The organism is Pseudomonas sp. B14(2022), from assembly GCF_012030485.1.
In the GTDB taxonomy this organism is placed as follows: Bacteria; Pseudomonadota; Gammaproteobacteria; order Pseudomonadales; family Pseudomonadaceae; genus Aquipseudomonas.
Map to the genome: position 1 here is coordinate 416,493 of NZ_JAAUVM010000002.1, position 17,957 is coordinate 434,449.

General features: G+C 55.6%; 19 protein-coding genes and 1 pseudogene. 18 read left to right on the forward strand and 2 right to left on the reverse strand.

The window, feature by feature from the left end:
* Positions 1–6: 6 nt before the first annotated feature.
* Positions 7–1,260 (reverse strand): multidrug efflux RND transporter periplasmic adaptor subunit MexE, encoded by a 1,254-nt coding sequence (gene mexE / locus HCF10_RS05400; protein ID WP_029290909.1) that lies wholly within the window; start codon positions 1,258–1,260, stop codon positions 7–9.
* Between the two features lie 1,677 nt (positions 1,261–2,937).
* Here mexE and HCF10_RS05405 point away from each other — a divergent pair.
* From HCF10_RS05405 to HCF10_RS05455, 11 genes are all read left to right on the forward strand, one after another.
* Complete coding sequence (locus HCF10_RS05405) at positions 2,938–3,687, forward strand: hypothetical protein (protein WP_029290906.1); 750 nt, start codon at positions 2,938–2,940, stop codon at positions 3,685–3,687.
* A gap of 112 nt (positions 3,688–3,799) precedes the next feature.
* Positions 3,800–4,030: an AlpA family transcriptional regulator gene (locus tag HCF10_RS05410; RefSeq protein WP_029290904.1), complete on the forward strand. Its 231-nt coding sequence runs from the start codon at positions 3,800–3,802 to the stop codon at positions 4,028–4,030.
* A 4-nt stretch (positions 4,031–4,034) separates the two neighbouring features.
* Positions 4,035–4,877: a ParA family protein gene (locus HCF10_RS05415; RefSeq protein ID WP_029290902.1), complete on the forward strand. Its 843-nt coding sequence runs from the start codon at positions 4,035–4,037 to the stop codon at positions 4,875–4,877.
* A gap of 85 nt (positions 4,878–4,962) precedes the next feature.
* A complete protein-coding gene (locus tag HCF10_RS05420; RefSeq protein ID WP_029290900.1) occupies positions 4,963–5,172 on the forward strand; it encodes a hypothetical protein in 210 nt (69 codons plus the stop codon).
* 14 nt (positions 5,173–5,186) lie between these two features.
* Positions 5,187–6,773: a ParB family protein gene (locus HCF10_RS05425; protein WP_029290898.1), complete on the forward strand. Its 1,587-nt coding sequence runs from the start codon at positions 5,187–5,189 to the stop codon at positions 6,771–6,773.
* Entirely contained in the window at positions 6,770–7,318 is a 549-nt protein-coding gene (locus tag HCF10_RS05430) for a DUF2857 domain-containing protein (protein WP_029290896.1), read from the forward strand. The genes HCF10_RS05425 and HCF10_RS05430 overlap by 4 nt, the downstream gene beginning before the upstream one ends.
* Entirely contained in the window at positions 7,315–8,505 is a 1,191-nt protein-coding gene (locus HCF10_RS05435; RefSeq protein ID WP_029290894.1) for an STY4528 family pathogenicity island replication protein, read from the forward strand. Before HCF10_RS05430 ends, HCF10_RS05435 begins: the two co-directional genes overlap by 4 nt.
* A 146-nt stretch (positions 8,506–8,651) precedes the next feature.
* Positions 8,652–9,407, forward strand: a complete 756-nt coding sequence (locus HCF10_RS05440) for a PFL_4669 family integrating conjugative element protein (protein ID WP_029290892.1) — start codon at positions 8,652–8,654, stop codon at positions 9,405–9,407.
* Positions 9,404–9,922 (forward strand): DUF3158 family protein, encoded by a 519-nt coding sequence (locus HCF10_RS05445; protein ID WP_029290889.1) that lies wholly within the window; start codon positions 9,404–9,406, stop codon positions 9,920–9,922. The genes HCF10_RS05440 and HCF10_RS05445 overlap by 4 nt, the downstream gene beginning before the upstream one ends.
* On the forward strand, positions 9,919–10,389 hold the full coding sequence (locus HCF10_RS05450) for a single-stranded DNA-binding protein (RefSeq protein ID WP_029290887.1): 471 nt from the start codon (positions 9,919–9,921) through the stop codon (positions 10,387–10,389). The genes HCF10_RS05445 and HCF10_RS05450 overlap by 4 nt, the downstream gene beginning before the upstream one ends.
* Before the next feature lie 221 nt (positions 10,390–10,610).
* The gene (locus HCF10_RS05455; protein ID WP_029290885.1) at positions 10,611–12,578 is read left to right on the forward strand and encodes a DNA topoisomerase III; all 1,968 of its coding nucleotides are present in this window, start codon (positions 10,611–10,613) and stop codon (positions 12,576–12,578) included.
* Positions 12,579–12,622: 44 nt separating this feature from the next.
* Here the strand turns inward: HCF10_RS05455 and HCF10_RS05460 are convergent, their stop codons facing one another.
* Positions 12,623–12,880, reverse strand: coding sequence for a hypothetical protein (locus HCF10_RS05460; protein ID WP_029290884.1), 258 nt, complete (start codon positions 12,878–12,880; stop codon positions 12,623–12,625).
* A 209-nt stretch (positions 12,881–13,089) separates the two neighbouring features.
* Between HCF10_RS05460 and HCF10_RS05465 the strand changes: the two genes are divergently transcribed.
* The 7 genes and pseudogenes from HCF10_RS05465 (at position 13,090) to HCF10_RS05495 (ending at position 17,949) form a co-directional block, all read left to right on the forward strand.
* Complete coding sequence (locus HCF10_RS05465) at positions 13,090–13,431, forward strand: helix-turn-helix domain-containing protein (RefSeq protein ID WP_029290882.1); 342 nt, start codon at positions 13,090–13,092, stop codon at positions 13,429–13,431.
* 903 nt (positions 13,432–14,334) lie between these two features.
* Complete coding sequence (locus HCF10_RS05470) at positions 14,335–14,916, forward strand: STY4534 family ICE replication protein (protein WP_167655002.1); 582 nt, start codon at positions 14,335–14,337, stop codon at positions 14,914–14,916.
* A 69-nt stretch (positions 14,917–14,985) separates the two neighbouring features.
* Positions 14,986–15,243, forward strand: coding sequence for a hypothetical protein (locus HCF10_RS05475; protein ID WP_029290878.1), 258 nt, complete (start codon positions 14,986–14,988; stop codon positions 15,241–15,243).
* Between the two features lie 100 nt (positions 15,244–15,343).
* Positions 15,344–15,838: a RadC family protein gene (radC, locus tag HCF10_RS05480; protein WP_029290876.1), complete on the forward strand. Its 495-nt coding sequence runs from the start codon at positions 15,344–15,346 to the stop codon at positions 15,836–15,838.
* 52 nt (positions 15,839–15,890) lie between these two features.
* A pseudogene (locus HCF10_RS05485) lies at positions 15,891–16,605 on the forward strand (DUF5983 family protein).
* Positions 16,606–16,738: 133 nt separating this feature from the next.
* A complete protein-coding gene (gene pilL2 / locus HCF10_RS05490; RefSeq protein ID WP_029290874.1) occupies positions 16,739–17,281 on the forward strand; it encodes a PFGI-1 class ICE element type IV pilus protein PilL2 in 543 nt (180 codons plus the stop codon).
* The gene (locus HCF10_RS05495) at positions 17,278–17,949 is read left to right on the forward strand and encodes a chemotaxis protein (RefSeq protein ID WP_029290872.1); all 672 of its coding nucleotides are present in this window, start codon (positions 17,278–17,280) and stop codon (positions 17,947–17,949) included. Before pilL2 ends, HCF10_RS05495 begins: the two co-directional genes overlap by 4 nt.
* Positions 17,950–17,957 lie beyond the last annotated feature (8 nt).

Sequence of the window (17,957 nt, forward strand, 5' to 3'; positions counted from 1 at the left end):
CGTCCCTTAACCGCGTGGAGCCGCAGTGCTGGCCAGTTTCACTGCCCTACCAGGCGCGCTTTTGACGGGCGTGGCTTGAGGCAGGTTGCTGGCTTCCAGTGCTTGTCGTTGTTGCGCCAGAGCGGCGAGGGTTTCTTTGCTGGCCATGGGGATGACTTCAGGGGTGACCGGCGAACCTGGACGCACCCGCTGCAAGCCCTTGACGATGATGGTGTCGTCCTTGTTCAGGCCGCTGCGCACGATGCGCAAACCTTCGATCTTCGGCCCCAACTCGACGGAGCGGTAGACGGTGTTGTCACCGTCCATCACCAGCACGAACTTCTTGCCCAGGTCGGTGCCCACGGCTTCGTCGTTGATCAGCACGGCGGAGTAGGTGCCGCTGCCCACTAGCTTCAGGCGAGCATAGAGGCCTGGGGTGTAGGTGCCGTCGCTGTTGTCGAACACCGCGCGGCCACGGATGGTGCCGGTTTTCGGGTTGACCTGGTTGTCGACAAAGTTCATCTGGCCCAGGTGCGGGTTGCCGTCTTCATTGGACAGGCCCAGGTATACCGGGGTGGTGACACCGCGTTGGCCTTGGCGCGCGAGCTGGGTGTACTTGAGGAACACACGTTCGTCGGCATCGAAGTAGGCATAGACCTTGTCGGTGGAAACCACGCTGGTCAGGGCCGTGGTATCGGCGGTGACCAGGTTGCCGGCGGTGATTTCCGCACGGCTGACACGGCCACTGATCGGCGAGGTGACGCGGGTGAAGCTCAGGTTGAGTTTGGCCAGGTCCAGTTGCGCCTGGACTGCGCCAACGGCGGCACGGGCTTCCTGGGACGCACTGGTACGCGAGTCAGCCAGTTCGGCGGAGATCGCGTTGCTGGTGCGCAAGCGCTCACCGCGCTGGGCTTCGTTTTCACTGCGGGTGGCGTTGGCCCGGCCTTGGGCGACCAGGGCTTCAAGGCGGCGCACTTCAGCCTGGAATGGACGTGGGTCGATCTGGAACAACAAATCGCCCTTTTTCACCAGGGCGCCTTCGGTGAAGGCCACTTGATCGATCTGGCCGGAAACCCGTGGGCGGATTTCAACGGTTTCCGGGGCTTCCAGGCGCCCGGTGAATTCGTCCCATTCATTCACCGGTTGTTCCAGCACCTTGGCCACGCTGACTTTGGCGGCCGGCATGCTGGCGGCGGTTTCCGGGGCTTTACCGCAAGCGCTTATGACCAGCACGGCAAGAGCCGCGAGTGTATACCACAAGAGTTTGAGTGACTGGTCCATGGTTCATAAGCCCTGTAATTGTATTAGTTGAACATGATCATCCTTGAACTTTTTATCAATCCAGCAACACTCAATCAGCCAACCATTTGTAACTCCTGCCCCCTCAACCCCCACCTTGCAGAGCTCTGGTGGTGATATTCCAGGAGATCAAGAAAACCTATAACTGCAGAATTAAAAGTGCCATCCATTTCCTCCTCAAACTCCATGACACTTTTTATGGCGCCCGACATATAGTCAACTCCGAACCCGTCAAAAAAATAAAGACGACACCCTATAACCAAAACCTTTTTAGACATTCCCCACAGCCAACAAACTAATGCGTCAAGCAGCGCATCTACTTACGAAATACTGTAACTGAACGCTCAAATTAAAAAGAGACAAAACGTTGACGATTTCAGCCAAACTGATCAGCCCCTCCTCCAACTGCCAACAAGAAAAAGCCGAACACGCAGCGAAAACACCGAACACACTCTAAGCACGACGAATGAATCTAAATTATTAGGAGTCTAATAATAAATTCTTTCTTACGCTTATAAAATATCGTATTTTTCTTTAAAGCAAGCTGAAACAAACCTAATGCTGGCGAATTCTTGAATCCAAACAAAGAAACTTGATTGTTATAATACCCGAAGAAGAAAGACGCTCTATCTTTCCAGTAGCCTCACGCACCAGTGTCGATAGGTCTCGCTCACTTTTACGGTACTTAGAAGTTCTCACTGAGATTAAACCACGAATTTTTCCGTCTACGAAAAAGAGAACTGCCAAGCCAAAGCCTCCCAATACGTGCCCCTATCAACAGGAGCCCAACCTCTTCCATTCCAGATTTTCTTTTGCAACTACGAAGAAGTAAATGCTGTATCAATTATCCTTTCAAGATTTAGAGACGCGACCACGCGTAGAACGCAGAAGGCTAATACAGTTTTGCCCGCAGCACCGGCCTACAGGGAACATTTACGTTCATCTGAAGTTTTTACTGAATAGGCCTCCAGACTTTTATCACGCCCAGCAATTCGGCCTTTCTTATTACTCTCGCCGTATGAAAGTAGCGAACCAGTGAGAGTCAAGTTTTCTCGTCCCAAATGTAAAAATATTCAGTCTCCAATCCCGCCGCCTTTGATCTGATCCGCCGTCAGTCATGCAAGAAATATTAGCCGTTGGATGACTCCTTAAAAGGTTTCCTCACTATTAGGTTTCTCGATCGGCGTAGTATACGCCGATAACATTTCCCTAATACCCGCCAAATACTTTGGCACCTGCAGCCTCGCCAAACGAGGAAAAGGTTTGTATATCAAACTCTTCCGGCGTCAGGCTGTTATTAGCGGCTGAGCGAAAACGGACGCAGTAAGACCGTTATGACGATTGATAACTGCTCTAGGTGTTCAACTGCTTCAACTCACTTTCAGAGCATGAAAATATAGGTTGATCGTTTGACAACAGAGAAATTATCAACTACGTAAGAGCCTCCAAAGGTCAATCAGCAAAAAAATTGGCGGAAATCATCAACTTTTTGTCATTTTTTTTCAGCCGATCTGAATTAAGCTCGCGCAGCAGTTAAAGCCGTTGGTTCCATCAAAGCTCGTTTGGATGCCCCCTAAATTTAGTAAGCCTAAATTTTTCAAGAAAACACTCAAAAATAAACTCTTCAGGAGCAACGGATTTCAAGGAGGAGAAACTGTTATGTACGCAACTCGAAGCTGCCATCCCAACGCGAAGATTTTTTATCGGCCCATTGATGCGGCCTTACGTTGGTGTAACTTAATGGCCTTCGAGAGGGAAATTCTTGAGGCAGGGCGGCATTGCACCACCATGCTCAAAATCGCCTTCCCACAGTGGCCATGTTTGCATGCAAATACCGAAAAAATTTTGGATGGGATTCAACATGGAGAACTCGCCTACGGTTGCTTCGGCGTGCCAGTCGCAACTGGAACACCCATTGACTGCAACCAAATAACCGTGCGTCATACTGATCTTAGGTTCTGGATGTCGCGATACTATCCTGACCAGCGACCGGCGTTTCTTTTTGAAGGCTCACTCAAGCAGCAGAATACTATAAGTATAGGTGCATATTTAACCTTACAATGTGATCGGGACGCCTTGCAACTACAGTTAAAAAATATAGAAATAGCCTATCAGCAGTTGTTAAATGAACTTGAAAGTATCGGATTGGAAAAGGAGAACATACATCACCTGCTCAAGACCAATAGTAAGGTTAGCGACCGGAGCGAAACCGCGTACCTCCACATCATCGGTGCAATGGTCAGCCTTTTCCTAGATCACTCCCCCTCGGGAAAACCTCATTCAGTTTTCAGATCCCAAGCTGCCATTGTCGACGCGCTGACCGCTCACCATAAAAACCTGTCTGGCATTTCCAAGCGCACCTTGGATGAAAAATTCGCTGCTGCCAAACGAAGTCTCTCGAAGCGCTGAGTCCCATTGCACCGCAATCATCCCAATTGCAGTGCAATGACTCTCTACCGTTTCTGCTATTCAATTCAGGTCACTTCCCACTACGCGCCAATCGACGCGAGGAGTGACCATCATGTCCAATCAGCTTTCACCTATTGCAGACTTGCTCCAACCGCCGCTCGAACGTCACATCATGCGGCGTGAGGAGGTGGAGCGTAAAACCGGCTTCAAGCGCGCGCACATCTACAACTTGATGAAGGAAGGTAAATTCCCTCAAGCCAAACGCATTGGGCTGCGCGCAGTTGGCTGGGACTCGCTGGAGATCGAGCAATGGATCAATGAACGTTTGGCGCAGCAGGCCTGATGCCATGCGCGTGGTATCAGTGGTGTCCACCAAAGGTGGCGTAGGCAAAACCACAGTAGCCGCCAATCTCGGCGGTCTGCTGGCGGATGCTGGTCTACGTGTTCTACTGCTCGATCTGGATAGCCAACCCACCCTCTCCAGCTATTACGCCTTGAGCCAGAAAGCTGTTGCTGGCGCTCACGAGCTCATTGCACTCAAGTTAACAACGCCTGCACAGATTATTTCCAGGACCGTGATTGCAGGGCTCGACCTCATCATCTCCAACGACGCTCAGGGCCAGTTGAGTACATTACTGCTGCACGCCCCTGACGGGAGATTACGGCTGCGCAATTTGCTCGACGATTTTCGCCCCCGTTATGACCTGCTTTTGATCGACACCCAAGGCGCACGTAGCGTGCTAGTAGAGATGGCCATCCTCGCCTGCGATATCGCCCTCTCCCCCATCTCACCGGAAATGCTAGCCGCCCGCGAACTACGCCGCGGCACTTTGAGGCTGTTCAGTGATCTCGAATCATTTCGTCACCTGGGTATTACGCCGCCACCGTTGCGACTGCTGCTGAACCAGGTAAATAGCATCCGAGTAGACACGCGAATGATCATCCGAGGCCTGCGCGAGACCTTCGCTGGGGCTACCAACATCTCGGTTCTAGAAACCATAGTTCCAGACCGAGTGGCGTATCTCAATGCCGCCTCCCTCGGCCTACCAGTCCACCGAATCGAGACGCGCCGGTCACGCGAACGACGCTCGCCACCAGCATTGGAAACTATGCAAGCGCTGGCCATTGAGTTGTTTCCGGAATGGCGCGAGGCGATATCTACGGTGAACAGATGCGCGGATGTTCAATGAGACAAATCACCCAACTGGCATTTCTCACCCCGTCATTGAGTTTGATCGACCTTGAGACCAACCATGTTTGGCTAGGAGTCTTCTGATGTTGGATCAACTGCCCATCATCGTTCCACCCTCCATTCAACCCCACCACCGACCTTGTGAGGAGTACTGCACTGTGGTCTTTCGCCTGCAGGGTGGGCGTTCGGCCATGAACTGGTTCCTCGCAGAACTTTCCCGACACTTCGAAGGTTCAGGGACTGCCGAGATCGTCAAGTTCGAGGTCGGTGATCATTTGCACAACCGCCGTTAACTGAGGTTATTCAGATGAAAAAGCTCAGTCAGGAGGAAGTCACCGACAAGCTGCATCAGGACCATTTTCCTCGAGCTTCAGAACTGGAGCGGCTGTCCGATCCACTTGCTGACACGCCTATGTTGGTGACGCTGGAGCAGTTGCGGCCGTACGAACACAACCCGCGCTTCATCCGTAATCCTCTATACGACGATATCAAAGCTTCGATCCGTGAACGCGGGCTGGATCAACCGCCACCGATTACCCGCCGCCCCGGAGAGACCTATTTCATCATCCGCAACGGCGGTAATACGCGATTGGCGATTCTCGGCGAGCTGTGGCAGGAAACCCGCGACGAGCGCTTCTTTCGCATTCATTGCCTGTTCCGGCCTTGGAGCAATGAAATCACCGCCCTACTCGGCCATCTGGCTGAAAGCGATCTACATGGCCAACTCACGTTCATCGAACGGGCTCTGGCGGTAGCCAAACTCAAAGCCATGCTCGAACGAGAGGGAGCTGTGCTATCACAACGTGAGCTGGCACGACGTCTTGCCGCTGGAGGCTATCCGATTTCGCAATCACACATCAGCCGTATGTTGGACACCCTTGAACACGTACTGCCCGCCATTCCACAAACCCTGTATGCCGGATTGGGTAAACCACAGATCGAACGACTAATCGGTCTGCGTAGCCAGGCCGAACGAACCTGGAACCATTATCCAACCGTCACTGTTGCGTTCGCCGAGTTTTGGCTCGATACCCTGGGCGACTTTGACACCGACCCCGAGTCATTCGATCTTGAGCAGCTCCAGGATGAACTGCTTGAACGCATGAGCCGTTTACTCGGACAGTCCTACCGTATGTTGGCCCTGGAGCTGAGCGATACCCAACGAGTCATCTCGACGCCTGGCATTGTCATCACCACGCCCTCAGAGAACACCCCTCTGCCGAGCGTTAATGAAGCCGCGGCAGAACCTCTCTCCTCCGAGCAGCATCCCAAATCAACTGAGACCAAGTCCCTGACCGAAACAGCGCGAGAGGAACGGCTCACACCGCACGAAACGAATGTCGTTTCAGAGGTCAGCCCTACGTCACGTGTTCAACAGATTCGTGAACAGATCGAGCGCGAGATCTCAATCGATACAGCACCGACCGTCGAGGCATGCGCGATCGACGACATCTGGATCATCGCACCCACACTGGATAGCCCCGAAGAACTGCGTTTAGCCATTGCCGGACTGGCGCGGGAAATGGCGACCTATGCCGGACATCCCGAGAGCATCATCGATCAGACGCATGGCTTGGGTTTTGCCCTCAACATCGAGCCACTTGATCTTGCAGCGCCTCGCGCGACCGGCGTTCACCTACTGCTCCTGGCCCTGCTACGCGCTCAAGACGACGTTAACTGGGAGGACCGCAAGCAACTGCCCTCAGCCCTGTTCGGCCAGTTGTTGTTGGGGGTCTACCAACTCCCGCTGACAGATCGTCCCGCCGTGGATGTGGGACTGGAGCGACTGCCCGACGGCTTGCTCATCAAACTGTATCGCCTGATCCGCCTAGCCCGTCGCCTGATCGACTTAACGCTTCCCCATGAAGTCAACTCACCGAAGGAATTGCCATGAGCTTATCCTTCAATGTGCTCAACCAGGCCATGCTGACCCAGGTCCTTCACGAGTTGCGCCTGGGTAACCTGCAACGCTGCAAAGCACTCGGCTTGGGTGAGGACGACATCTACCTGTTGCAATCCTTACCGCCCACCACGCTGTCGCGCCTGGCCCATGCCACCGTACCTTGGGTTGAGGTCAAGATTGACTCGCCGGTGCTACATCGGTTGATCGAGCAAGCCGAACGCGACGAGCAGAACGAACGGCTGATCAATCGAGCGCTCAAGCTGGGCGCCAGCAGCACCATCATGTATCGCTGCTTCGGCTTGGCGCATTCGGAAACCGCCCTGCGTCGACGCCTGCTCAAGATAGAAACCCGTAAGGGCCGTCCTCAGCATTTGAGCGAAGCCCAGGAACATGCGCTCTGGCAGCGATGGTGCCAGCTACGCGCGCAGGACGGTACCGAGGATCAGCTCGACGCCATGATGATGCTGGCCGAAGAACAACAGATCAGCTTGACCATCGTGTGGCAGCAGATCGACCATTACATCAACGAAATATGAACACCGCCCCTTCCAGTCGCTGGCAGCGTGTCCTGCAGCAATGCACCCAACAGCTGAGTGAACGCTGGCCAGCACGCCCTACCACTGAACAGCCCTCTTACCAGGCTCTGCAAGCTGGTTTTCTGTTCAGTGGTCAATCACACGAAGTCGTGCCGCGTCGACTGCTGCTGGATAGTCGGTTGACGCCGTTGGAACGTAATGCCTGGCAAGTATTTCGACTCATGTTGCAAGGCCAGGGCGTGGTCACGCCGCGCTATGAAGATTTGCAGCCGTACCTTTCGAGCGTGCCCTACGGTGCATCAGCTTCCCGTGAAACCATCGCCCGCGTCTTGACGATGCTCAGACTGACCCGCTGGCTCAGCTTGGTGAGTCGCGCCCGCGATCAGATCAGCGGACGTCATCAAGGTTCTCTGTATGTTCTACACGATGAGCCGTTAACCCCCGCAGAGGCCATGGAACTGGATCAGGATTACCTGGAGCTGGTCGGACATGCCCTCGCTCATGCCACCAAAGCGGTGCGTATTGTCGCCCAGCACGTAGTGGAGGAGGTCCGCCAGGACACGAATATCGATCGGGATCGGTTACCGACGCGGCTCGACAGTTGGGGCGAACATTGGACACAGCAAGGATTGGATCGGGCAACCGCTGACGCGTTACGCGACTCCGAACGGGGTGGCGATCACCGCGTTCGGAATCGTGCAGACCTTCGTTCGGAATCCGAACCAGGCTTGAACACCAGCGTTTCCGGCACCGTTCGGAATCCGAACGCCGCCTGTACTGTATTAAAAGAAAGTATTTGTACTGTACCGCGCGCGACCCCGGCGGTGGATAACCTGCTCTGGCCCACCCCACTGCACCTGAGCCCAAGCGAGCATCAGGCCGTCACCGTGGCGTTGAACAAACTTAAACCAGCGGATCGGCAGGCGGTGCTCAACGAAGCGGGGGCACGCTGTGCGGCCGGTGGAATCCGCAAGCCAGCGGCCTATCTGATGGGTCTAATCCAGCGTGCGCTGAAAGGCGATTTTCGTCCTTGGGCAGGTCAGGCAGAACCTTTACCCATTGCAGAACCGCCCCTACCGGCCACCTCGCGATCAACGCGACAACAGGGCGAACCCGCATCCGCCCTCGCACTAGCGTGCCTGAATGAGCTACGCCAACTGCGTGGCAAACGCGGTGGACGTCAGTAGATTTGATGCCACTGGCATCAAATCTACTGACGTCTACATAGTTAGCACTCTTAAACCAAACCGAACAGACCGCATTCAGCTTTTTGGCTGTCTTTACCTCTCATCTGTCGCAACGTTCCCCTCCAAGCGAATGCGAGGACATCACCGTGGCCGATCACTATCAACTCAATCTGGGTTCATTGCGCAGCAGCATTACCCTGACCCTGCACACTCACCACGCCGCCCGTATCTGGCAAGGTCGGACCGCACGCGAAGGCGTCCACTCGATCATGGGCATGGCCGGTTACATCAGTGCCACCAACCTGATCAAACAAACCGCGGCCCAGGATGATCCCTATGCCGACTGGGCCATCGTGCAACTCGAAGAAAAACTGACGCAAGCCAAGATCGGAATGCTGGAACTGACCCAACAGCTAGATCGGATCAGACAAGACCTGCCGACGCAGATCGATATGGGCGACAACCTCAATATCCACCCCGTGACCTTGCCGTTGTATATCGGCAGCCAGCTGGGTTTTCTGGCGGTCTACCTGCTGACCGATTACGACACCCTGGTGCGTCGTACCCTATTGGCCCATCACACCGCCCTGATCGGTCGCAGAGACATGGAAGCCTGGATCGACGACGGTGCCCATCTGCTGCGCAGCCTGTTCGGCCAAGCGCAACGCTATCGGCATGCTGGCGTCACCCGCGACGACATGGCGGCGAACAACGCCCGTGCCATTGCGGCCATTGAGAAACTGGGTTTGCCCCCGATGGACATCCTTGAAGGTATTCGTCGCTCCCAGTTCGCGCCGCCAATCATTCGTCGTGGTGCGGTAGCAGTGGATGATGCTGACGCGTTGGCAGAGGAAGCCGGAGAGCCATCTGCGACAGTGGATGAGTCGGAGGACGAAGCATGAATCCCATGATCCCGATTCAACCAATGCCCTTCGAAGCGTTGACACCGGATGCTTATCGGCAGCTCGAACACGCGGCCTCCCTAAAAGGCCTTTTAAAACCTTTTAAGGGTAAGGGGGAGTTGGAGCAGCTGGCGCAGATGGCGAGGGAAATCGAGGCGCAGTTATGTGACTTGATGGAGGCTGTGGTGCAGCAAGCCGGACAGCCCCCTTACTCACTGCTGGGTATCCGATTGGTGCTGCAGAACACCAGCGCTGGCAGCACCTTTTTGCGTTGGCGCACCCGTGACTTCACCCGTATGGGGGTGGCGGTCTGGGAACGCCAGATCTCCAACAAAGCCCTGACGCAGGTAGTACGCGAGGGATTGCGCCGTTTCGAATGCAATCGCATCGCACTGAATCTACAGATGAGTGTGGTGCATTCGCTCTACCGCCAGGCCACGACCTGTGCGATCAAAATGGACAGTGCCGAACGGCTGCTGCGCCAGTTCACAACCGCAGTGGAGGTATCACGATGAGTACTTTTTTCGTCGGCGAAGGCAACATCGGCAGTGCGCCAGAGTTCCAGGAATTCGCCTCAGGCAATGACGAGCCACGGCGTTTGCTACGGCTGAATGTGTACTTCGACAACCCCGTGCCACGCGAGGGCAGCTATGAAGATCGAGGCGGCTATTGGGCGCCGGTTGAGCTCTGGCACCGCGAGGCTGAACACTGGAGCACGCTGTACCAGAAAGGCATGCGTGTGCTGGTCGAAGGCCGCACCGTACGCGATGAGTGGGAGGACAGCGAAGACAATGCGCGGGTGACCTTCAAGATCGAGGCCCGTCGAGTCGGCATCCTACCTCGCCGGGTGCACAGTGTGGTCATGCGGGAACGCTCCAGTGAACCGGCGGCATCTGCGACGCACGTCGGGCAAAATACAGAGCAGGCCAGTTCAGCTACGTCCAAACCCAGAAAGCGCAGAGGACAGCCATCTACGGACTGACTTCAGGCATAAAAATTGCGCCTTTGCGCGAAGTAGCTGGTTGTTATTACTCGCTGCTCGTGAAGATCCACACTATCGTCCACGCTACAATCGGCTAGCGGCCTCGGACCATTTATGCCCGTCCTCACCGACTAATATGAGGAACCTGCCATTCAGGTTTCTCATATCTCGCAACGGCTGTTTCCAACAACGCTGCTCCGAACTCAATCCGGAGTAGTTCCATGCGTCTCTTCCTCTGCGAGAAACCTTCCCAAGGTCGTGACATCGCCAAGGTTCTCGGAGCCACTCGACGCGGTGATGGTTGCCTGATCGGCACCGATTCAACCGTCACCTGGTGTATCGGACATCTGCTCGAGACAGCCCCACCTGAAGCCTATGCCGATCAGTACAAATCCTGGTCGTTGGATCATCTACCGATCATTCCCACGCAGTGGCAGGTTGAGGTCAAACCCAAGACTGCCGCGCAGTTCAAAATCATCAAACACCTGCTCAGCGAAGCCTCCACCGTCGTTATCGCCACCGACGCCGATCGCGAAGGTGAAATGATTGCCCGCGAGTTACTGGAGCTCTGCAAGTATCGAGGCCCCGTTCAGCGCCTCTGGTTATCCGCACTCAACGAGGCGTCGATTCGCAAAGCATTGTCCTCGCTGAAGTCCGGCCAGGAGACCTTCCCGCTCTATCATTCAGCCCTCGCCCGCAGCCGCGCCGACTGGCTGATCGGTATGAACCTTAGTCGCTTGTTTACCCTCCTCGGACGGCGGGCGGGCTACGACGGCGTATTGTCGGTTGGACGCGTCCAGACACCCACTTTACGTCTGGTAGTCGATCGGGATCGCGCGATTGCCAGCTTCGTCTCGGTACCCTACTGGGACGTGGATGTGCACCTGTCCTCAATGGGGCAACCATTCATCGCATCGTGGTTACCACCAAGCTCAGGACGAGATGAGGCCGGTCGTTGCCTGCAGCAGGCGCTTGCCCGTCACGCGGTCCAAGCGATCTCTAGCAGTAAGACCGCCACAGTACTCTCGCTGCAGACTGAGCATTCCCGAGAACCGCCGCCCCTGCCCTTAGACCTGAGCACACTGCAAGAAGTCTGCTCACGCAAGCTGGGACTCGGCGTTCAGGAAACCCTGAACATCGTCCAGGCTCTGTATGAAACCCACAAAGCCACCACCTACCCGCGCAGCGATTGCCGATATTTGCCTGAGAGTATGTTCGACGAGGTACCCGCAGTATTCGATGCCCTGTTCAAAACAGATCCCGCACTGCTGCCCCCACTGGGAGGACTCGATCGATTACTGCACTCCCGTGCGTGGAACGATGCCAAGGTCACAGCGCATCACGGCATCATCCCCACCATCGAGCCGGCGAACCTGGCGCGGATGTCCAAACAAGAACGCCAAGTCTACGAACTGATTCGTAGCCACTACCTCGCGCAATTTCTTCCGCATCATGAGTTTGATCGGACCCAGGTCGAACTGAAGTGTGGCGAAGAACGATTGACCGCTGTTGGCAAACAGATCCTGGTCCAGGGCTGGAAAGGCTTGCTCTCCGACAACACCGAGGACGATGCGCCCAGTCAAAAGTCTCAAGTCTTACCAGACTTACAACAAGGTACTCAGTGCGCAGTGGACGATGTCGAACTCAAGTCCATGCGCACTGCCGCTCCCAAACCACTCACTGAGGGCGATCTGATCAAGGCCATGAAAAATGTGGCCAAGCTGGTCAACGACCCACGCCTGAAACAAAAACTTCGGGACACCACCGGTATCGGCACCGAAGCCACGCGAGCCGGTATCATCAAGGCGTTGATTGATCGCGGTTATTTGCTGAAGAAAAAACGCGCCTTGATGGCCTCCGCAGCGGCCCGTACCCTGATCGAGGCGGTACCTGCTGCGGTCGCGGATCCGGGTATGACCGCGATCTGGGAACAGGCTCTGGACGAAATCGAAGTGGGACGTCTGACCCTGGATGCGTTCGTCGCCAAGCAGGCGACTTGGATTGCGCAATTGGTCGAACACTGCGGAACGCTCACCTTGGCGGTACCTGTCGAAGCCGGTCCAGCGTGCCCCATATGCAATGCCTCAACACTCAGACGAAAGGGGAAATCAGGGCCATTTTGGTCGTGCTCCCACTACCCAGACTGCAAAGGCACTGTGCCCATCAGAAAAGATTCGTGTCGCCCATGACGCGCCATTGAAGATCAACATGAATATTGGAGGCGATGTACTGGTCAGTGCATCATCAACGGCGGCTGATACCTCTCTAAGTCGCTGAGTGGTTGTCCAATTTCACGCGCCAAGGCGATGCCTGTCGAAATCCATATCTGCCCTAGTTCGTTGAACGCTTTCAGGTGAGCAGGATTTTCGTTGAGCCAACGGACAAGGCTGTCGAAGTGTTCGTGGTTATCAGGGCAATCATGAATCTTGATGAACAGCTCCAGTGTTCGATCCCAGATCAGATCCATGACGTTCTCGCTCTGCTCTTCCATGCTCAACCATTCCTCAGCTTGGCCCTATCAGACCATTCATTCTCACGGGCCACCCTGGACTCTGATTCCTGGAGGAATAGAACCCACGTCGCATTACACAGCGATTTCAGCCAATATAGCAACCCAATAAGTCGATACTCAACCGTTAAGGATGTTCATGTCAATGGGTCTTTGCTCAACCATTCGGGTTGAACTGGAGAACTCATCACTTGGCACATAAACATCCAACCCAAGCCCAAATCGGGCGCATGATCGCGAAACACCGGACCGAGCGTAATCTGACCCAGGAAGAGGTGGCTGAGCGCATGGGGATCGGCAGTGAAGCCATATCGCGCCTGGAGCGGGGTGTAGTGGAGCTTTCCGTGGTCAAGCTGATGCAGTTGGCGGACATTTTCGACTGCCGAATGGATGAACTGCTGACGGAGTCGAGCAATCGTCCCAATGACCAGGGCCAGATGATCGCAGGTCTGCTGAGTGGACTGAAAGAAAGCGACCGTGCCTATATCTTGGCAACCGTCGAACAATTAGCCGCTCATCTCGCCAACAAGTGAGCTCCTTCGCTCGCATTCGATATAGGGGGCTCTGAGGGACGCCCTCTGTCTTGACGTCGTCCCACCCTCTCTGCTGTAGTGCCTCAGGATCACCGCCAACGGCGACCCAAGACCGATTCGCTCCGGGCAGCTCGGTCGGACTCCTAGAGTTCGGAGCCTTCTCTTCTGCGGAATTTCACTCCCATTTTGTGCTCGACCTGATTGTGGTGGCGGATGACCACTGTTGCCTCTGCCAGGCAATAGCGGTCATCCGCTTCGACGATCGTATTCAGTCCCGGAGCCCGCCGGGGAAACACTGGGCACCCTTTGTGCGCGGATGCGTGCCAGCAGCTTCCGACCCAGGCCACGACAAGGGTCGGTTGGCGAATCATGGCGCAGTTAAACCAAGTTTTGCGAGGAGCTTGTCGACTGCGTAAGACCGCCAAAGGTGGCTTTTCTGTTCCTCGCCTGGCACCCCGCCAGGCCCGCTCTTCACTTTCTTCAATCCAGTGACTGCCATTGTATTCCGGCCTTAAAAAATCCGGTTGCAGCGTCTTGACGCTCCCCTGTGACAGGCTTATACAAGGGGCGTGGTTTGCTGTCGTTGACAGCCCAGCCCAGGTAGCCAGAACCTTCAAGGCTACGCCACGTTCGTGGTGGTTTACCCAAGAGCGATCAGCGTTCGGAAGCTCGCACGGTTACCGCTTCAGCGGTGATGAATGCCCACTACCCCATGTTTGCGGACCACTACCGCAGACGTTCCTCAGTTGCACCGCTATTCCTCCAGACACATCGTCTTGCTTGCCATCGGCTTGCCGGTGGCGAGTCGTTCATCGCTCGCCTTCACCTTATCCACCCGACGGGGGCTCACTTCCCCTTCAGGGATTGTGTGTCGCCGTTTTCCCTTGAAACAGGAGAACCACCATGGCCCACGCCAACCACTCCCAAGAAGCGACCACTTACTTCAACCTGCACACCATCGGTATCGGTTACCTTAACCGTGTTCGTGAAGTCCAAGTCCGCCGCGGCCAGCCATTCATGGCCTGCGATATCGCAGCCCTGCACGGCGCCACCGATGCGGTGGAGTACACCCGCTTCGACTGCAAAGTTGCAGGGGATGAAGCTGAACGCTTGATTCGTCTCTATATGGACGCCGTCAACGCCGAGAAAAAGGTCTTGCTGTCGTTCCGTATCGGCGATCTCTGGATCGATCCGTTTCTCTACGAGAAAGGCGTTAAACAAGGTCAACCAGGCGCCAGTCTGAAAGGTCGTTTGCTGTTCATCGACTGGATCAAGGTCGACGGCACGTTCGAGTACAAAGCGCCCGCCAGGCAGGAAGCAACAGCACCTGCTGAGCATGCGCCCACCAGTGAGCCCTCCCCACCATCGGCTGATGCCGAAGCTGAGGAGACCGACATCCCAACAGAGGCTCGGGTTGAACCTGACTCTCCACCCGCTCCCCGCACGACTCGCCGTGATGCCACCCGTACCGTTCAGTCCGCCTGAACGGTCCACGATGTTCCTCATCAAGGCGCTCCTGGAGCGCCTTTTCTTCAATCCGCACAGGAGAACCACATGGAATCCTTCTGGCTTTGCGACGACTGCCTGTTCGCTACTGTTTACGAGGACTACAGCACGTTATCGCTCTATTACACGACGGATGAAATTGAGAAACGCATCGCCGGCATCCATCGAGGACTGGTTCGGTTAATGCCCATCAGTGCCGACTTCGATCCCGAAACTGGCTGGGGAATAAAAGCTTTTTCCCCATTGCCCTGCGACGGTTGTGGTTCGTCCCTACACGGTCAACGCCACCGATTCACGCGGCTGTAAACAGCGCGCCATCTGCTAACGCCCGCGACTCCACACCCACCTCGGGGACAACACACCCCTCGGGCGTGTACCCCTGATTGTTCCCTTCGGAGGTACCACCATGAGCACACAACTCACACTGATTGAGACCTCGGATTTCGAGGCTGATCGTATCGTCCAAGAAAACCAGGTGATCGACGAAGCACTGCATATTCTGGATCGTCGGCTGTTCGCCCGCGGCCCTAACCTGATGTCGCCTGACGCCGTGGCTTCATACCTAAAACTGCATCTTGTGCAACAAGAGCATGAAGTCTTCGGTGTGATATTTCTCGATGCCCAGCACCGGGTGTTGGCGTTCGAAGTCCTCTTTCACGGCAGCATTGATGGCGCCGCCGTTTACCCCCGCCAAGTCGTTAAGCGTTCCCTAGCGCATAACGCCGCGGCCGCCATTTTTGTTCATAACCACCCCTCAGGTTGTACAGAACCCAGCCAGGCGGATCACGTCTTGACCGCACGGCTGAAAGAGGGCTTGGCCTTGATCGAAGTGCGCGTACTGGATCACTTCATCGTGGGTGAAGGTCGTCCACTTTCTCTTGCCGAACATGGCTGGCTTTAACCCTCACAGGCGTCTTCGGGCGCCTTGTCCATTATCATTCTGGAGAACCTTCATGAACCCCACGCACCAAGCTGCAGCCCTGCTGACGGCCTCCAACCCATTTGCTCGCGGTTACGACAACCTTCATATCGAACGGCTGCTACTGATCACCTACGAAGACGACTGCACTCCCTGCTTTCGACCCGTACACGACGCACAGACCCATCTGCCCGACGCTGCAACTGTTCCCCTGCCTGTTCAATGACGATTTCGCCGTGATCAGCGAAGGCCAATCCATTCCGGATGATTTGGATGAACGCTGTCAGTCCACCGGACTGGTGCGCCAAGTGATCTACGCTGTGATGGGCGAAATGCTCAACGAGCCGTATCACGTCGGCGACCTGTACTCCCTGGAAGAGGCAAAAGCCATGGTTCGTGGCTTGAGCTTCGAATCGGGACACTACAGTCGAGCCTGGGAAATCAGTACCGCGCACCTTCCCGAAGAATCGATGCTTTATCTGGAGGAGTGGGTCAGTAACTTCGCTCTGCGGCAAACCGGCCTTTTGTTCGAGCTTTTTACGCTGCCAGATTGCTGCGGTATCGGTTGCAAACTGATCGGCATGACATGGACGGACGAGAACTTGTTGAACATTGAGGGCAATCGTTATTCGAGCTTGAGACAAGAACAACTCGGCGCAGGCACACCGGAAGCCTTGGTCAACGTACTGTATCTGGCGGCATTGACGGATGTGCGATTGTTGATCTTCGACCCCGACGCTGCCGTCTAGGATGGGCTCGCCATTTTCGATGAATAGCAACGTGTTCAGTGTTAACACGACCCACCTTGAATCAACTTTCTCACTGAATCGCTCCTTCACCTCATGTCAGGTTCTGCACTGAATCTGACATGAGGTTTCTTCCATGGAGCGTTTTTTCACGCCTGTCTGCCTGCTGGGTTTGTTGAGCGCCTGTACCGCGCAAATCCCCGACCCTTTGCCGACCAATCCAGAGATAGACAGTGGCTCCAATCGGGCCCAGCACTCGAGGGCCACAGCCGACGAAAGGCATCCGGCAGAACTTCGTTATGGCCGCTACACACTGGTCAGCACCGAGCCCACCATGGAACAACGCGATCTTCTTGCCCAAATTATTGACGTGAACATCCCATCCAGCCTGAGCCCTTCAGTGCAGGATGCGTTGCAGTATGTATTGCAACGCTCGGGCTATGCGCTCTGTCCTGTTTCCGCGTCGGTGAAGGTGCTGTTTACCCGCCCTCTGCCCGCGGCCCATTACCGGCTTGGCCCAATCCCGTTGCACAGCGCGCTGCAAGTGCTCGCTGGCCCCGCCTGGCAACTCACGACCGATGATGTCAGCCGTTCGGTCTGCTTCGAACAGAAAAAAACTGATGCCGGCATCGCTCTGATCACACCCGTCTCGCCCGATCAGTCGGAGTTACGCCCATGAAAGCCTCGACGTTTCAAACCCTCATCATTGGGCTGCTATGCCTAGTGGTCGCCGGCCTGAGTGGTGGTTTGTATAACCAGTATCAACGCGTGGCCGAACTGCAGAGCACGAACACTCAACACCTACAAACCCTGGACATCCTGCAACGTGATTCAAACGCCCTCAAGGATGCACAGGAGAAGCTGCAGTACGCGCTGAAAGACCTGAAGCAGATGGTCGATACTGGTGAGCAACAGGTCAATACCCTTGATCCGATGTTGGATCAGTGGGCGCAAGAGATACAGGAATTGCGCGATGGTCTGGCAGCCCGCGCCAACGCAGCAGACATAACAGCGCTACACGCACGCCTTGAGCACGTCGAGCAGCAGCTTCTGGACCTCAGGACCCAGTCATCCCACCCACCGCTGACGTCTTCCGTAACCAAACCGAGAAAAGCCGCTCGCCCCAAGCCCGTCCCGCTCTCCCCCCCGTTCTCGGTGTTGGGTGTCGAGTCCCGCGGGGGTGAGCGCTTTCTGGCGATCGCACCTCATGACAGTCGCGCTCTCATGGATGTTCGACTGCTGCATAGCGGCGAGCATCTCGGAACTTGGCACCTGAAAGTGCTGGAGCCGAACTCAGCCATCTTCGCGGTGGCCGCTCAGTCAGATCAGACCGTGCTCCTCCCTTGAGAAGTGAT

Coding starts and splice junctions, on each gene's coding strand:
- mexE (WP_029290909.1), bottom strand. CDS start 1,260: ATGGACCAGTCACTCAAACTCTTGTGGTATACACTCGCGGCTCTTGCC.
- HCF10_RS05405 (WP_029290906.1), top strand. CDS start 2,938: ATGTACGCAACTCGAAGCTGCCATCCCAACGCGAAGATTTTTTATCGG.
- HCF10_RS05410 (WP_029290904.1), top strand. CDS start 3,800: ATGTCCAATCAGCTTTCACCTATTGCAGACTTGCTCCAACCGCCGCTC.
- HCF10_RS05415 (WP_029290902.1), top strand. CDS start 4,035: ATGCGCGTGGTATCAGTGGTGTCCACCAAAGGTGGCGTAGGCAAAACC.
- HCF10_RS05420 (WP_029290900.1), top strand. CDS start 4,963: ATGTTGGATCAACTGCCCATCATCGTTCCACCCTCCATTCAACCCCAC.
- HCF10_RS05425 (WP_029290898.1), top strand. CDS start 5,187: ATGAAAAAGCTCAGTCAGGAGGAAGTCACCGACAAGCTGCATCAGGAC.
- HCF10_RS05430 (WP_029290896.1), top strand. CDS start 6,770: ATGAGCTTATCCTTCAATGTGCTCAACCAGGCCATGCTGACCCAGGTC.
- HCF10_RS05435 (WP_029290894.1), top strand. CDS start 7,315: ATGAACACCGCCCCTTCCAGTCGCTGGCAGCGTGTCCTGCAGCAATGC.
- HCF10_RS05445 (WP_029290889.1), top strand. CDS start 9,404: ATGAATCCCATGATCCCGATTCAACCAATGCCCTTCGAAGCGTTGACA.
- HCF10_RS05450 (WP_029290887.1), top strand. CDS start 9,919: ATGAGTACTTTTTTCGTCGGCGAAGGCAACATCGGCAGTGCGCCAGAG.
- HCF10_RS05455 (WP_029290885.1), top strand. CDS start 10,611: ATGCGTCTCTTCCTCTGCGAGAAACCTTCCCAAGGTCGTGACATCGCC.
- HCF10_RS05460 (WP_029290884.1), bottom strand. CDS start 12,880: ATGGAAGAGCAGAGCGAGAACGTCATGGATCTGATCTGGGATCGAACA.
- HCF10_RS05470 (WP_167655002.1), top strand. CDS start 14,335: ATGGCCCACGCCAACCACTCCCAAGAAGCGACCACTTACTTCAACCTG.
- HCF10_RS05475 (WP_029290878.1), top strand. CDS start 14,986: ATGGAATCCTTCTGGCTTTGCGACGACTGCCTGTTCGCTACTGTTTAC.
- radC (WP_029290876.1), top strand. CDS start 15,344: ATGAGCACACAACTCACACTGATTGAGACCTCGGATTTCGAGGCTGAT.
- pilL2 (WP_029290874.1), top strand. CDS start 16,739: ATGGAGCGTTTTTTCACGCCTGTCTGCCTGCTGGGTTTGTTGAGCGCC.
- HCF10_RS05495 (WP_029290872.1), top strand. CDS start 17,278: ATGAAAGCCTCGACGTTTCAAACCCTCATCATTGGGCTGCTATGCCTA.